The 14,970-nt window shown below is 66.8% G+C and carries 12 protein-coding genes; 5 read left to right on the forward strand and 7 right to left on the reverse strand.

Features of this window, described 5'->3' with window-relative positions:
- Positions 1–15: 15 nt before the first annotated feature.
- Both EDD41_RS05380 and EDD41_RS05385 read left to right on the forward strand, forming a co-directional pair.
- On the forward strand, positions 16–1,878 hold the full coding sequence (locus EDD41_RS05380) for a DUF294 nucleotidyltransferase-like domain-containing protein (protein ID WP_170165256.1): 1,863 nt from the start codon (positions 16–18) through the stop codon (positions 1,876–1,878).
- 12 nt (positions 1,879–1,890) lie between these two features.
- Positions 1,891–2,562: an exonuclease domain-containing protein gene (locus tag EDD41_RS05385; protein ID WP_123575199.1), complete on the forward strand. Its 672-nt coding sequence runs from the start codon at positions 1,891–1,893 to the stop codon at positions 2,560–2,562.
- A gap of 4 nt (positions 2,563–2,566) precedes the next feature.
- On the opposite strand, the gene gltX is transcribed toward EDD41_RS05385, so the two are convergent.
- Entirely contained in the window at positions 2,567–3,958 is a 1,392-nt protein-coding gene (gene gltX / locus EDD41_RS05390) for a glutamate--tRNA ligase (RefSeq protein WP_245995722.1), read from the reverse strand.
- 183 nt (positions 3,959–4,141) lie between these two features.
- Between gltX and EDD41_RS05395 the strand changes: the two genes are divergently transcribed.
- Positions 4,142–5,839 (forward strand): glutamine--tRNA ligase/YqeY domain fusion protein, encoded by a 1,698-nt coding sequence (locus EDD41_RS05395; RefSeq protein WP_123575201.1) that lies wholly within the window; start codon positions 4,142–4,144, stop codon positions 5,837–5,839.
- Positions 5,840–5,842: 3 nt separating this feature from the next.
- Here the strand turns inward: EDD41_RS05395 and EDD41_RS05400 are convergent, their stop codons facing one another.
- Complete coding sequence (locus tag EDD41_RS05400) at positions 5,843–6,343, reverse strand: DUF4112 domain-containing protein (protein ID WP_211336592.1); 501 nt, start codon at positions 6,341–6,343, stop codon at positions 5,843–5,845.
- Between the two features lie 84 nt (positions 6,344–6,427).
- On the opposite strand from EDD41_RS05400, the gene treY reads away from it, so the two are divergent.
- Both treY and EDD41_RS05410 read left to right on the forward strand, forming a co-directional pair.
- Positions 6,428–8,704 (forward strand): malto-oligosyltrehalose synthase, encoded by a 2,277-nt coding sequence (gene treY, locus EDD41_RS05405; protein WP_094763861.1) that lies wholly within the window; start codon positions 6,428–6,430, stop codon positions 8,702–8,704.
- 113 nt (positions 8,705–8,817) lie between these two features.
- A complete protein-coding gene (locus EDD41_RS05410) occupies positions 8,818–9,300 on the forward strand; it encodes a LysM peptidoglycan-binding domain-containing protein (RefSeq protein WP_123575203.1) in 483 nt (160 codons plus the stop codon).
- Between the two features lie 179 nt (positions 9,301–9,479).
- On the opposite strand, the gene tuf is transcribed toward EDD41_RS05410, so the two are convergent.
- The 5 genes from tuf to EDD41_RS05435 form a co-directional block, all read right to left on the reverse strand.
- Positions 9,480–10,673, reverse strand: a complete 1,194-nt coding sequence (tuf, locus tag EDD41_RS05415) for an elongation factor Tu (RefSeq protein ID WP_094763859.1) — start codon at positions 10,671–10,673, stop codon at positions 9,480–9,482.
- Between the two features lie 232 nt (positions 10,674–10,905).
- Positions 10,906–12,954 carry an elongation factor G gene (gene fusA / locus EDD41_RS05420; RefSeq protein WP_245995723.1) on the reverse strand — a complete coding sequence of 683 codons (2,049 nt, stop codon included), beginning with the start codon at positions 12,952–12,954 and terminating at the stop codon, positions 10,906–10,908.
- Between the two features lie 180 nt (positions 12,955–13,134).
- Positions 13,135–13,605 carry a 30S ribosomal protein S7 gene (gene rpsG, locus EDD41_RS05425; protein WP_123575205.1) on the reverse strand — a complete coding sequence of 157 codons (471 nt, stop codon included), beginning with the start codon at positions 13,603–13,605 and terminating at the stop codon, positions 13,135–13,137.
- Positions 13,605–13,976, reverse strand: a complete 372-nt coding sequence (gene rpsL / locus EDD41_RS05430) for a 30S ribosomal protein S12 (RefSeq protein WP_077340453.1) — start codon at positions 13,974–13,976, stop codon at positions 13,605–13,607. The genes rpsG and rpsL overlap by 1 nt, the downstream gene beginning before the upstream one ends.
- Positions 13,977–14,228: 252 nt before the next feature.
- Complete coding sequence (locus EDD41_RS05435; protein ID WP_123575206.1) at positions 14,229–14,894, reverse strand: MOSC domain-containing protein; 666 nt, start codon at positions 14,892–14,894, stop codon at positions 14,229–14,231.
- Between the last annotated feature and the right edge of the window lie 76 nt (positions 14,895–14,970).

The raw sequence follows: 14,970 nt of genomic DNA on the forward strand, positions 1-14,970 counted from the left end.
GACGAAGGAGTTGTGATGGACGTCGAACTTGCCGAGGTGCGCGCCTTCCTGGCCGCCCACGAGCCCTTCGCCAGCCTGCCGGCCAGCGTTCTGGGCCAATTGCCCAGCCGGCTGCAGATCCGCTACCACCGGCGCGGAACCCAACTGCTCACGGCAGGTCAACCCAACAACGTGCTGTACATCGTGCGGTCCGGTGCGGTGGACATCGTCGATGCCGCCGGTGCCCTCGTGGAGCGCACCGAGGTGGGCGGGAGTTTCGGAGCCTCGTCGCTGCTCTCCCGTTCCGGATCTCTCTACACGATCACGACGATAGAGGACACATTGCTGCTCGTGATGGGCGCCGAGGTCTTTACCCACCTCGTCGAACACCATCCGGCCATCAGGACCTACTACGCCGAGCTCGGCCGCGACCGGCTGCGCCATGCGGTTGCCGTGAAGCAGACTGCCGAGGACCGGTCCGCGGCCTGGCTGCGCATGCGGCTCGACGAGATGACCTCCCGCCGTCTGGTCACGGCCCCCAGTCACATCACGATTGCGGAGGCGGCCCAGCTGATGACCACCCACCGCGTCTCCGCGCTACCGGTGGTGGAGCAGGAGGGCCTGGTGGGCATCATCACGGACCGGGACCTGCGCTCCAAGGTGGTGGCCGCGGGAGTGGACAGCAGCCTGCCCCTGGAGCACGTGATGACCCGGGACCCCATCCGGGTCTCACCCGATCTCCAGGCCTTCGAGGCCCTGCTGGAGATGACCAGCCGGGGGGTGCACCACCTTCCGGTGGTGGACCGCGGCCGGCTGGTGGGCATGGTGAGCTCTGGGGACATCATGCGGCTGCAGCAGGCGGACCCCGTCTTCCTGGTCGGCACCATTGCCAAACAGCATGACGTGGACTCCCTGGCCGCGCTGTCTGGGCGTACGGCCCTGCTGGTGGACCAATTGCTGCGCCAGGATGCCTCCGCGGCCGACATCTACCGGCTGCTCACCACCGTGGCCGACGGGTTCACCCGTCGCCTGATCTCGCTGGCCCAGGACGAACTGGGGCCGCCTCCCTGCGCCTGGAGCTGGATCACCCTGGGCTCACAGGCCCGACGGGAGCTCAGCATCGGCTCCGACCAGGACCACGCCCTGGTACTGGAGGACACGAATCTGGACGAAGCCGCCCAACAGTGGTTCTCGGACCTTGCCTCGCGGGTGACCGACGGCCTCGCTCGCTGCGGCTACCGGCTCTGCGACGGTGATGTGATGGCCAGCAATCCGGCCTGGCGCCTGACGGTCCCCCAGTGGCAGGTCCAGTTCTCCCGGTGGATCAACGAGCCACATCCTGACGCCGTCCTGCACAGCCAGATCTTCTTCGACGCGCGCACCGTGCACGGGGACCCGCTGCTTCTGGAGCAGGTACGACGCGATGCCCTGTCACTGACCCCGGGCGCCCAACGCTTCCTCGGTCAGCTCGCGGCCCAGGCCGTCGAGCGCCAGCCACCGGTGGGATTCTTCCGCGGGGTGGTCCTGGCCCGCCGTGGCGACCAGAGCGAGAGCTTCGACCTGAAGGGTGAGGGCCTGCACGCGATCATCGAACTGGCCAGGGTGCATGCGCTCGCCCATGGGTTGGACGCAGTGGGCACCTTGGACCGGCTGCACGCCGCCGCACAGGCCACCGGGGCAAGCAGCCTGGACGAGCTGGCCGACGCCTTCGAGTTCATCGGTCATGTGCGTCTGGCCCACCAGAACCGTCAGGCGCGCGAGCAACGCCCGGTGGACAACGTGGTGCGGGCGGACGAGTTGTCCTCCTTCGACCGGCGACACCTCAAGGACGCCTTCTCCTTGATCCGCACGGCGCAGGAGGGCCTCTCCTATGCCTACCAGACCCACCTGATGAACTGACGGGACAGGAAGATGGCACTGTTCCGCAGGAAGCCCACACTGGAGGGCCTGGCCGACAGCCTGCCCGACGGCCCCCTCAGGGCCTTCGCCCAGAGGCCCGCTCCCCCGCCCTCGACTACGGCCGACCAGCTGCGGCTGCTCGCCGTGGACGTCGAGACCACTGGGCTGGACGCCACGACGGATCGCCTGCTGAGCATCGGCTTCGTCCCGGTGGATGGCTCGACCATCCCCCTGGGTGGCGCGGGCCACCATGTGGTGCGCTCCACGGCCGAGGTGGGTCAGAGTGCCACCGTCCACGGCATCACCGACGACGCCCTGGCTGCCGGGGTCGAGCTGGAGGAGGCGCTCACCCGATTGCTCGAGGCCTTGGCCGGCAGGGTCCTGCTGGCGCACCACGCGGTGATCGAGAACGACTTCCTGACGCGTGCCATGCGGCAGGTCTGGGGCCAAGCCGTCCCCCTGACCTGCGTCGACACGATGCAATTGCAGCACCGGTTGCTAAGCCAGGGCTTCGACGACGAGCCGCCGCCGGGATCACTGCGCCTGTGGAGCGCCCGGCAACAGTACGGACTGCCCCGTTACCAGGCCCACGAGGCACTCACTGACGCGCTCGCCTGCGCGGAGCTCTACCTCGCGCAGGTGAGCGAACTCGGCTGGCAGACCTCGCTCAAGAAGTTGACCTGAGGTCTCACAGCGAGGCGCGGAAGTTGCGCAGCCGCTTGATCGAGGAGTCGTGCCCCAGCAGTTCCATCGACTCGAACAGCGGTGGGCTGACATTGCTGCCCGTGATGCCCACCCGCACCGGCGCGAAGGCGAACTTGGGCTTGATGCCCAGGTCATCCACGAGCTTGGCGCGCAAGGAAGCCTGGATCGTCTCCGCGTCAAAGGGCTCCAGCCCCTCCAGCGCGGACAGGGCCGCGTCGAGCGCATCGGGGGCATTGTCCGCGAGCTTGGCCACGACCTCGTCGGGTGCGCTGATGCTCGCATCCTCCGCGAACAGGAAGGCGAGCTTGTCCTTGGCCTCGGCCAGGGTGACCATCCGCTCCTGGATGAGCGGGGTCGCGCCCACCAGCAGGCGACGCGCCTCGTCGTCCAGCGCCGGTTGGCCCTGCTCGGCCCAGCAAGTCTCGATCCGGGCCGCCAGGTCCTCCGCCGGCATGGTGCGGATGTAGTGACCGTTGAGCCAGTTCAGCTTGTCCATGTCGAAGACCGGACCACCAGAGTTGATCTTGGTCCAGTCGAAAGCCGCCACGAACTGCTCGAAGCTCTGCACCTCCTCGCCCTCGACCACGGGCGGATATCCCAGCAACATCAAGAAGTTGAGGAGCGCCTCGGGAAGATAGCCCTGTTCGCGGAACCAGGTGAGACGCGCCGCAGGGTTCTTGCGCTTGCTGATCTTGGACTTGTCCGTGTTGCGGATCAGCGGCATGTGCGCAAAGCGCGGCGCCGGGAGCCCCAGCCACTTGTAGAGCAGCAAGTGCTTGGGCGTGGAGCTGATCCACTCCTGCCCACGCACGACGTGGGTGATCCCCATCAGGTGGTCGTCCACGACGACGGCCATGTGGTAGGTCGGGAAGCCGTCGGTCTTCAGGATGACCTGGTCATCGGGGCGTGGGGCCGCGGTCGATCCGTTGATGAGGTCGTCGAAGGTGAGTTCCACGTCGTCGGGGACGAGCATCCGCACCACCGGTGTCTCCTGGAAGCCGGGCAGCTGCGCGCGCTCCTCCTTGGTCTTTCCCAGGCAGAGCCGGTCGTAGCCGATCACGTCGGCCTTGGCGGCCTGCTGCTGCTCGCGCATCTCCTTCAACCGTTCCGAGCTGCACCAGCAGTAGTAGGCGTGACCGTCGGCGATCAGCTGCTCGACGAAGGGCCGGTAGGTGTCCAGGCGCTCCGACTGGCGGTACGGCCCGAAGCTGCCACCCTGCTGCGGCCCCTCATCGGGGGCCAGCCCGAGCCACTCCAGGCTGTCGTAGATCTGCCCCTCCGAGCCGGGCACCAGACGCGCCTGGTCGGTGTCCTCGATGCGCAGCACGAAGGCACCGCCGGTTCGCCGGGCCCAGGCCTTGTCGAACAGAGCCATGTAGGCGGTGCCGACGTGCGGGTCCCCAGTGGGCGAGGGTGCCACACGCAGACGCGCAGGTGCCAGAGGATCAGCGGTCTTCGGAGTGGAGATGGCTTCAGTCATGATGCGGGCAAGCCTACCGCGGTGATGGCCTCTCACCGCCCGCCAGGAAGGGTGGTCGCGCATGCTAGTTTGGCCGCCATGAGTGCGCCCGAACCCGCTGTGCCTGCCAATGACTTCATCCGCGACGCAATCCGCCGCGACAACGAGCAGGGCACCTACGGCTCTCGGGTGCAGACCCGCTTCCCTCCGGAACCCAATGGCTACCTGCACGTCGGCCATGCCAAGGCCATCGTGCAGAACTTCGGCGTCGCCGAGGACTTCGACGGCGTCTGCAATCTTCGCCTCGACGACACGAATCCCGGCACCGAAGAGACCGAGTACGTCGACTCCATCAAGGACGACATCGCATGGCTGGGCTACACCCCCGGCGTGACGGTGCACGCCAGCGACTACTTCGAGCAGCTCTACCTGTGGGCTGAATATCTGGTCGAGCAGGGGCTTGCCTTCGTCGATGACCAGGACGGCGAGACGATCAGCGCCCAGAAGGGCGGCTTCGGGGAACCCGGAACCAACTCCCCCTTCCGCGACCGTCCTGCCGCCGAGAGCCTGGACCTGCTGCGCCGGATGCGGGCCGGCGAGTTCCCCGATGGGTCCCGCTGCCTGCGCGCCAAGATCAACATGGCCGCCGAGAACATGTGGTTGCGCGACCCGGTGATGTACCGGATCCGCCACGCACGCCACCACAACACCGGTGACGCATGGTGCATCTACCCCACCTATGACTGGGCCCACGGCCAGAGCGATGCCATTGAGGGCGTCACGCATTCGCTGTGCAGCCTCGAGTTCGATGCACACCGCCCGCTCTACGACTGGTTCCTGGAGCACCTGCCCCTGACCGGCGACAGGCCCCGTCAGATGGAGTTCGCCCGGCTCGAGCTCACCCACACCGTGACCTCGAAGCGTCGCCTCAAGAAGCTGGTGGAGGACGGTCTGGTGGACGGCTGGGATGATGCCCGGATGCCCACCCTGCGCGGCATGCGCCGTCGCGGCTACCCCGCCGCCGCCATCCGCAACTTCATGCTGGCGATCGGCACCACCCGAAACAACTCGGTCAAGGCGATCGAGGAATTCGAGTCCTTCGTGCGACGCGAACTCAACCAGACCGCCCAGCGCCGGATGGCCGTACTGCGGCCGCTGAAGCTGACGCTGACCAACTGGCCCGTCGACGCCAATGGCGAACCGGTGGTCGAGTACTTCGAGGTCACCAACAATCCCGAGCGTGCCGAGGACGGGCTGCGCTCGATGCCCTTCACCGGGAGCCTGTTCATCGAACAGGAGGACTTCGCCGAGGTGCCGCCGCCCAAGTACTTCCGGCTCACGCTGGACCGCGAGGTCCGGCTGCGCGGTGCCTACTTCGTCAAGGCCCACGACGTCGTCAAGGACGAGCAGGGCAATGTGGTGGAGGTTCTTGCCAGCTATGATCCCGAGACGCGTGGGGGCGATGCCCCCGACGGCCGCAAGGTGAAGTCCACGATGCACTGGGTCTCCGCTCCGCACGCCCTCGACGCAACGGTGGCGCTCTACGAACGGCTGTTCACCACCCGAATCCCGGGCGAGGCCACTGGCGAGGCACTCGACGACCTCAACCCGTCCAGCAGGGAGCTGCTCACGGGGTGCAAGGTCGAGCCCGCGTTGGCCGAGTCCGCCCCGGGCGAAGTGGTGCAGTTCGAGCGCACCGGCTACTTCGCCGTCGACCCGGACCAGCCGATGCACTTCCACCGCACCGTGGGTCTGCGCGACGAGTGGGCCGCTGCCCAGAAGAAGCAGGGCAAGTAGTCCTCACAGGAGCTCGAGCATCCTGGCCACCCACCACAGGGCGAAGAGGGTCGCCGCCACCATGACGGCCACCGCCACCAGGACCATGACCACCGCGCTGACCAGGTAGGCCACGCTGCTGGCTTCGGCCCGTCGAGGATCCGTCAGGGCCCGGTCCAAAAGCCGCAGGTTCTTGCGGTTGGACCTGAAGCCGATGTCCGCGAGGTCTCCGACGAGTGGGAGTTGCCCCAGCAGGGCGTCCAGGCCGCAGTTGGCGACCATCCTCGCCAGGACGGGCAAGGGGACCCGGGCGCGGACGGCATCGAACAGGATGATGCTGGCCATCGCCGTGGTGGCGGCATCCCCCACCCCCGGGACCAGTCCCACCAGGGCATCCGCACCGAGGGTGATCCGGGTCCCGGGAATGGTCACCAGGTCGTCCAGAACTCGGGCCATGCCCCGCGAGGTGGGAACCTCGTCGTGGCTCCGGCTGGCACGGCCACCAGCCGCATCGGAAAGGCTCATGCCTCAACGGTAGCCGTCCCGCCGACAGCGGAACCGCCGCCGAGACCCGGCTCCACTCGTGCCGCGCCCACTAGGCTCGGTGGCATGAAGCCCACCTCCACGTATCGTCTCCAGATCACGCCGGACTTCCGCCTGCAGGACGCCGCCCGCGTGCTTGACTACTTGGCCGACCTCGGGGTGGGGGCCGTCTACCTCTCCCCCGTCCTGACCTCGACAGCCGGCTCCAACCACGGCTATGACGTGACCGATCCCACCACCGTCGACGAGCAGCGCGGCGGCGAGGAGGGGTGGCGCGAGCTCGTGGCGACGGCCCGGGACAAGGGCTTGGGCATCGTGATGGACATCGTCCCCAACCATCTGGGCATTGCCCATGCCTGGGAGAACCCCGCGTGGTGGAGTGTGCTGGCCGAGGGGCCTGCCTCGCCACACGCCGCATGGTTCGACATCGACTGGTCCGCCGACAGGATCGCCCTGCCCGTGTTGGGCAACGCGGACGACCTCGACCGTCTGGAGCTGTCCGAGGACGGACGCGAGCTGTCCTTCTACGAGCACCGCTTCCCCGTCGCACGGGGCACCGCAGGGGCGGGCGGGGATCCTCGGGTGGTCCATGATCGACAGCACTACCGCCTGGTTCCCGGCGTGGACGGCAACGACCTGCTGACCCATCGGCGCTTCTTCACCGTCTCGACGCTGGCCGGGGTTCGCGTGGAAGACCAGCAGGTCTTCGAGGCAACCCACGAACGCATCGCGCGGATGGTCCGCGAAGACGGCATCGATGGGCTGCGAGTGGATCATCCCGATGGTCTGGTCGATCCGAAGCAGTACTTCGAACGGCTCCACCAACTGGCACCCGAAGCATGGATCGTCGCGGAGAAGATCCTCGAACATGGCGAGGAACTGCCCGAATGGCAGGTCGACGGCACCACGGGCTATGACGCGATGACAGAGGTCAACCAGCTCTTCGTCGATCCCAGCGCCGAGGAATTCTTCACCACCGACTACCAGCGCCGCACCGGGGACGAACTCGACGTCGAGCAACACGTGCTCGCTGGCAAGCTGGAGGTGGCACGCACCCTGTTCGGGGCCGAGACGCGTCGCCTGCTGGCCCTGCTTGACGCGGGCGACGTGGATCCCGAGCTGCTGCGTGACGCCCTGCACGAACTTGCCGCGCGGATGCCGGTCTACCGCACCTACCTGCCGGAGCACGATGAGGCACTCACCGAGGCCCTGGCCACCACCCGCCATGACGCGCCAGATCTGGGCCCCGCCCTTGATGTCCTGGAGGGGCAGCTGCTCGACGTCGACCGCGAGGCCGCGCGGCGCTTCCAGCAGCTCTCCGGGGCGGTGATGGCCAAGGGCGTGGAGGACACGGCCTGGTACCGCGCCAACCGCTTCGTCGCGCTGAACGAGGTGGGCGGGCATCCCGCCAGCTTCGGCACCGGCCTGAACACCTTTCACGCTGCCATGCAGCGGCGGGAGCAGAGGATGCCGGAATCCATGACCGCGCTGTCCACCCATGACACCAAGCGGGGGGAGGACGTGAGGGCCCGGCTCGCGGCGCTCTCCGAGCTGCGTGGGCCATGGACCCGTTTTGCCGACACCTTCGGCCGTCACACCGCCATCCCCGAACCCACCTTTGCCCACCTGCTGGCGCAGACCCTCGCCGGCACCGGTCCCGTCGCCGCCCCCGAGCGGCTCCACCAGTACGCGGAGAAGGCCATGCGTGAGGCGGGCTTGGCCACCAGCTGGATGGAGCCCGATGCCGCCTTCGAGGCCCGCGTGCACGAGGCCATCGAGACGGCCCATTCCCATCCGGAGATCCGTGGGGCCTGGGATGAACTGACCAGCGCCCTGGACTCCCCCGCTCGCTCCAACAGCCTCTCCCAGAAGCTGGTACAGCTGGTCATGCCGGGCATTCCCGATGTCTACCAGGGCACGGAGGTCTGGGAGGACTCGCTGGTGGACCCCGACAATCGCCGGCCGGTGGACCACGAGCACCTGCGCGGCCTGTTGGCCCGCCACATCTCTGACTGGGAGGACCCCGCCTTCAAGCAGCACCTGGTGGCGGCGGTGCTGCGACTGCGCCGCGACCGGCCGGAATCGTTCACCGGCTATCGCCCAGTTGACGCCGATGGCCCCGCCGCGGGGCACCTGGTGGCCTTCGAACGTGACGGGGTGCTGGCCTGCGCAACTCGGCTTCCCGCCTCCTTGGCCCAGGCGGGTGGCTGGCGGGACACCGAACTGGTGCTGGACGGCTCGTGGGGGGACGCCCTGCGCCCGGACCCCGCCACCTTCTCGGGACGGGTGCTGCTCCGCGAGCTGCTGGACCATGCCCCCGTCGCACTCCTGGTGAGGGACTGACCCATTCCGCCGGGGGCGTAAGCGCCAGGCTTCTCCGGACGCGCCACACCTGGAAGGGCTAATTCTGGACCACGCGCCCCCCGCTGCGGGGCCCCGCAACAGGAAGAAGGACCATGGGACTGTTCGACGAGATCAAGGACAAGCTGACCGGCAAGCACGACGAGGCCGCCGACGCCCCCGAGGTACAGGCCCCGATCATCCCCGAGGAGCAGGCGCGGATAGATCGTGAGCAGGCCTCCAACGAGGCCACCGCAGCCGTTGCCCAGACCGAGCTGGACGCCAAGGAGAAGGCGGAGGCCGAGGCTCGCGCCAAGGCAGAGGCCGAGGAGAAGGCCAAGGCCGACGCAGCCGCCCAGGCAAAGACCGCAGCCGACCAGAAGGCCGCCGCCGAGGCGAAGGCCGATACCGAAGCCAAGCAGAAGGCCAACGCCGCCCAGGCCGCCCAGCCCAAGCGCACCTACACGGTGAAGCCCGGCGACACACTCTCCGAGATCGGCTCCAAGTTCGGCGTCAACTACATGGACATCGCGCGCGCCAATGGTGTGAAGAACCCCGACCTGATCTACCCCGGCCAGGTCTTCACCATCCCGGAGTGACCCGCTGCTCCTGTTGAGCAGGTGACACGAGGGCCACGCACCGTCACGGTGCGTGGCCCTTCTCATGTCATCTTCCCGCAAAACCCAATGCTGGGGAAAACGACAGTGGGCCCCGATCCTTGCGGATCGGGGCCCACTGGGTTGATCAGGTGTCGCCCGACCAGATCAGTGACGAAGGGTCACTTGACGATCTTGGTCACGCGGCCGGCACCGACGGTACGCCCACCCTCACGGATGGCGAACTTCAGGCCGTCCTCCATGGCGACGGGCTTGTTCAGGTGAACAGTCATGTCGGTGTTGTCACCAGGCATGACCATCTCGGTGCCCTCGGGCAGCTGGACGACGCCGGTCACGTCCGTGGTACGGAAGTAGAACTGGGGCGAGTAGTTCGAGAAGAACGGCTTGTGACGGCCACCCTCCTCCTTGGTCAGCACGTAGACGGAACCCTCGAAATCGGTGTGAGGGGTGGTCGAGCCGGGCTTGATGACACACATGCCACGCTCGACGTCTTCCTTCTTGGTGCCGCGGAGCAGCAGGCCGACGTTCTCGCCAGCGCGACCTTCGTCGAGGATCTTGCGGAACATCTCAACACCGGTGACGGTGCTGCTCTGCTTGTCCTCGCGGATGCCGATGATGTCGACGGTCTCGCCGGTCTTGACGATGCCGCGCTCGATACGACCGGTGATGACGGTGCCACGACCGGTGATCGTGAAGACGTCCTCAACGGGCATCAGGAAGGGCTTGTCGGTCTCGCGCTCGGGCTGCGGGATGTACTCGTCGACAGCGTTCATCAGCTCGAGGATGCTCTCGGCCCACTTGGCGTCACCCTGCAGGGCCTGGAAGGCCGACACGCGCACGACGGGGCAGTCGTCGCCATCGAACTCCTGCGAGGACAGCAGCTCGCGGACCTCCATCTCGACGAGCTCGATGAGCTCCTCGTCGTCCACCATGTCGCACTTGTTCAGCGCAACGACGATGGCGGGCACGCCGACCTGACGGGCGAGCAGCACGTGCTCGTGGGTCTGGGGCATGGGGCCGTCGGTGGCGGCGACCACGAGGATGGCGCCGTCCATCTGGGCAGCACCGGTGATCATGTTCTTGACGTAGTCGGCGTGGCCGGGGCAGTCAACGTGCGCGTAGTGGCGCTTCTCGGTCTGGTACTCGATGTGAGCGATCGAGATGGTGATGCCACGCTGGCGCTCTTCGGGAGCCTTGTCGATGTTCTCGAAAGCGAAGGTCTCGTTGAGATCCGGGTACTTGTCGTGGAGCACCTTGGAGATCGCCGCGGTGAGCGTGGTCTTGCCGTGGTCGATGTGTCCGATGGTGCCGATGTTGCAGTGCGGCTTAGTCCGCTCGAACTTGGCCTTTGCCACTGAGGGCTCCTTCTGGATTGCCGCCACGCTCTCCGCGGGGCGTACTGGGTGAAACCGCGACGGGGAGATCCCGCCACGTGTCCTGACTTACTAGGCTCGGCCCCCGCCAACCAAGGTTGTGCAAGGGTACCGTCCAAGTTTTGTGCACCTCGGCGTCATAGTCAAACTGATTCCGGGTGCTGACCCGGGTGGAGCGGCCTTCCGGGGAAGACCGCCCCACCCGGACCGAGCCTCACTCGCCGCCGCGGGCCTTCGCGACGATCTCGTCCGAGACGGCCTTCGGGGTCTCACCGTAGGAGTCGAACTCCATGGAGTACGAGGCCTGTCCGGAGGTCTTCGAGCGCAGGTCGCCGACATAGCCGAACATCTCGCTCAGCGGCACCAGGGCGCGCACGACGCGGTTGCCGTGCAGCTCGTCCATGCTCTGGATGTGGCCACGACGCGAGTTCAGGTCGCCGATGACGGTACCCAGGTAGTCCTCCGGGGTGGTCACCTCGACGGCCATCATGGGCTCCAGGATGGCCGGGTCGGCCTTGCGCGCGGCCTCCTTGAAGACCATCGAGCCAGCCAGCTTGAAGGCCATCTCCGAGGAGTCGACGTCGTGGTAGGCGCCATCGGTCAGCGTCACGCGGATGTCCTCGACGGGGTAACCGGCCAGGACACCGAACTGCATGGCATCCTTGACGCCGGCGTCGACGGCGGGGATGTACTCCTTGGGGATGCGACCACCGGTGACGGCGTTCACGAACTCGTAGCCGGAGCCCGGCTCCAGCGGCTCCAGGTCCACGATCACCTTGGCGTACTGGCCCGAACCACCCGACTGCTTCTTGTGGGTGTAGTCGACCTTCTGCACCGGACGGCGCAGGGTCTCACGGTAGGCCACCTGCGGCTTGCCGATGTTGGCCTCGACCTTGAACTCGCGCTTCATGCGGTCGATCAGCACCTCGAGGTGCAGCTCGCCCATGCCGGCGATGATGGTCTGGCCGGTCTCCTCGTCGGTGTGGACGCGGAAGGTGGGATCCTCCTCGGCCAGACGCTGGATGGCGACACCCAGCTTCTCCTGGTCGGACTTGGTCTTCGGCTCGATGGCCTGCTCGATGACCGGAGCCGGGAATTCCATCGACTCCAGGATGATCGGGTTGGCCGGGTCGCACAGCGTCTCACCGGTGGTGGTGTCCTTCAGACCCATCACGGCCACGATCATGCCGGCGCCGATGGCCTCGATCTCCTCACGCTTGTTGGCGTGCATCTGGTAGATCTTGCCGATGCGCTCCTTCTTGCCCTTGGTCGCATTCAGCACCTGGGTGCCGGACTGCAGGACGCCGGAGTACACGCGGATGAAGGTCAGCTTGCCCAGGTGGGGATCGGCGGCGATCTTGAAGGCCAGGATCGACAACGGGTCCTCGTTGTTGGGGTGACGCTCCAGGACGGCCGACTCGTCGCCGGGCTTGAAGCCGTCGATGGCGGGAACGTCCAGCGGGGAGGGCAGGTAGTCGACGACCGCGTCAAGCAGGGGCTGCACGCCCTTGTTCTTGAACGAGGTGCCGCAGACCACGACGTTGAACTGGTTGGCCAGCACACCCTTGCGCAGGGCAGCCTTCAGCTCCTCGATGGTGGGCTCCTCGCCCTCGAGGTACTTCTCCATCAGCGCATCGTCGGCCTCGGCAGCGACCTCGAGCAGCTCGGCGCGGGCAGCCTGTGCCTGCTCGAGCATGTCGGCCGGGATCTCCTCGACCTCGTACATCTCGCCCAGCGAGGTCTCGCCCCGGTAGGTCTTGGCATTCATCTCGACCAGGTCGACGACGCCCATGAAGTCGGACTCGGCACCGATCGGGAGCTGGGTGATGGCCGGAGTGGCCATCAGACGCTCGCGGATCGTCTTGACGCAGTGATCGAAGCTCGCACCGGTGCGGTCCAGCTTGTTGATGTAGCAGATGCGCGGCACGCCGTACTTGGAGGCCTGGCGCCACACGGTCTGGGACTGGGGCTCCACGCCGGCCACGCCGTCGAACACGGCGACGGCACCGTCGAGCACGCGCAGCGAACGCTCCACCTCGACGGTGAAGTCCACGTGACCGGGGGTGTCGATGATGTTGATCTGGCTGTCGTGCCAGAAGCACGTGGTGGCAGCAGAGGTGATCGTGATGCCACGCTCCTGCTCCTGCTCCATCCAGTCCATGGTCGCAGCCCCGTCGTGCACCTCACCGATCTTGTGGGTGATGCCGGTGTAGAACAGGATGCGCTCGGTCGTGGTGGTCTTGCCAGCGTCGATGTGGGCCATGATGCCGATGTTGCGGACCTTGGCCAGGTCAGTCTTCAAGTCGATGGCCACAGGGCTTCAACCTCAAATCTTTGAATGGGTTTGAACAGGTTTGGACGTACAAACGCCCGGGACGAGAGTCTACCTGCCCCGGACGTGATGAATGCCCCAGCGCCGGAGATCCAGCGCTGGGGCCAAAGATCACCAGCGGTAGTGGGCGAATGCCTTGTTGGCCTCGGCCATCTTGTGGGTGTCCTCACGCTTCTTGACCGAGGCGCCCAGACCATTCGAGGCGTCCAGGATCTCGTTCATGAGGCGCTCGGCCATGGTCTTCTCGCGACGGGCGCGGGAGTAGTCGACCAGCCAGCGCATGCTCAGCGTGGTGGCGCGGGCGGGCTTGACCTCGATCGGCACCTGGTAGGTGGCGCCACCGACACGGCGGCTCTTGACCTCGAGCGAGGGCTTGATGTTGTCCAGCGCACGCTTCAGCGTCTGCACGGGATCGACACCGGTCTTCTCGCGGGTGCCCTCCAGTGCGGTGTAGACGATGTCCTGGGCAGTGGTCTTCTTGCCGTCGAGCAGGATCTTGCTGACCAACTGGGAGACCAGCGGCGAACCGTAGACCGGATCGATGATGATGGGGCGCTTGGGCGCCGGACCCTTGCGAGGCATTACTTCTCCTTCTTCGCGCCGTAGCGGCTGCGAGCCTGCTTGCGACCCTTGACACCCTGGGTGTCGAGCGAGCCACGGATGATCTTGTAGCGAACGCCGGGCAGGTCCTTCACACGGCCGCCGCGCACGAGCACCATCGAGTGCTCCTGCAGGTTGTGGCCCACGCCGGGGATGTAGGCGGTCACCTCGATCCCGGAGGAGAGGCGAACACGGGCCACCTTGCGAAGAGCCGAGTTCGGCTTCTTCGGGGTGGTGGTGTACACGCGAGTGCACACACCACGACGCTGGGGCGAACCCTTGAGCGCGGGCGTCTTGTTCTTGCTGACCTTGTCAGTGCGGCCCTTGCGGACCAGCTGCTGGATTGTAGGCACCGGCTGGTATCTCTTTCGTTGTCTGGATGGTCTTACCCTGGCTTGCAGCACCGCGCGAACAGTTGTGGACCACCGTTATCCCCAGCTGGTGCAGTTGTCTGCAGTGCGAACTCCGCACCGTTGTCGTCCTCCTCGCAACGTTTAGGAGTCCGACCCCACTGCCAGGGCACGCACAAAGGCCCGATCTGATCGAGCACAGGTACCAAATCTAGTCGACCTGCGGCGTCGGGTCAAAACGCGGGCCGTCCGGACTCAGCTCAGGTCAGTGGTGACCCGGGCCTCCAACTTCTCCCGGAGATCCGACGCGAGGAAGTCCGCCGCAGTCAACACGCGGTTGGCCAGGTCCGGCCGGGTGGTGCGCGCCCAGAAGGCCTCACGCATCGTGACTCCGTGCGCAGGCACCTCGACGACCTCCACAGACATGCCCGGCTCCAGCAGACCGGGCTGCAGCACCCGCAAATAGGTGCCCGCTCCCCCAGCCTGGGTGAACTCCTTGATCCAGCCGGGACGGCCCACCACCCGCTGGAAGGTCCGGCAGGGAATCCGGGGAACGCTCACCTGGAGCAGCACGTCGCCGATGCGCCACCGCTCCCCCACCACGCACGCATTGAGGTCACGCCCGACAGTCGTGAGGTTCTCCCCCATCCACCCCGCACCCAGCGTCATACCGAGCCGTTCTCCCCACAGGTCCAGGTCCTCGCGCCCGACGGCGTAGACGGCCTTGTCCGTGCCGCCATGGTTCCGGCGATCCCCGACGAAGTCACCTTCCACGCCCGAGGAGCGCGGTCCGTCCGGCGTGCGAGGACCGGGGTCGCTGACACGGATGCACTCGACGGGCCTCTTGTCGTGTCCCGTCGGGATCCCATAGCCCCCCAGATCCTCGCGTGGCTGGCCGACGTTCACCGAGAGGATGCGCATGGGCCCACGCTATCCCGTCGAGAGGCTCCCCGAGGGGCCCAGAGCCCCGCCACAGGCCCGGGGAAGCCGGGTGCCA

It is taken from the genome of Luteococcus japonicus, from assembly GCF_003752415.1.
GTDB classification, from domain to species: domain Bacteria; phylum Actinomycetota; class Actinomycetes; order Propionibacteriales; family Propionibacteriaceae; genus Luteococcus; species Luteococcus japonicus.

Coding starts and splice junctions, on each gene's coding strand:
- EDD41_RS05380 (WP_170165256.1), top strand. CDS start 16: ATGGACGTCGAACTTGCCGAGGTGCGCGCCTTCCTGGCCGCCCACGAG.
- EDD41_RS05385 (WP_123575199.1), top strand. CDS start 1,891: ATGGCACTGTTCCGCAGGAAGCCCACACTGGAGGGCCTGGCCGACAGC.
- gltX (WP_245995722.1), bottom strand. CDS start 3,958: ATGGCTCTGTTCGACAAGGCCTGGGCCCGGCGAACCGGCGGTGCCTTC.
- EDD41_RS05395 (WP_123575201.1), top strand. CDS start 4,142: ATGAGTGCGCCCGAACCCGCTGTGCCTGCCAATGACTTCATCCGCGAC.
- EDD41_RS05400 (WP_211336592.1), bottom strand. CDS start 6,343: ATGAGCCTTTCCGATGCGGCTGGTGGCCGTGCCAGCCGGAGCCACGAC.
- treY (WP_094763861.1), top strand. CDS start 6,428: ATGAAGCCCACCTCCACGTATCGTCTCCAGATCACGCCGGACTTCCGC.
- EDD41_RS05410 (WP_123575203.1), top strand. CDS start 8,818: ATGGGACTGTTCGACGAGATCAAGGACAAGCTGACCGGCAAGCACGAC.
- fusA (WP_245995723.1), bottom strand. CDS start 12,954: ATGGCCCACATCGACGCTGGCAAGACCACCACGACCGAGCGCATCCTG.
- rpsG (WP_123575205.1), bottom strand. CDS start 13,605: ATGCCTCGCAAGGGTCCGGCGCCCAAGCGCCCCATCATCATCGATCCG.
- EDD41_RS05435 (WP_123575206.1), bottom strand. CDS start 14,894: ATGCGCATCCTCTCGGTGAACGTCGGCCAGCCACGCGAGGATCTGGGG.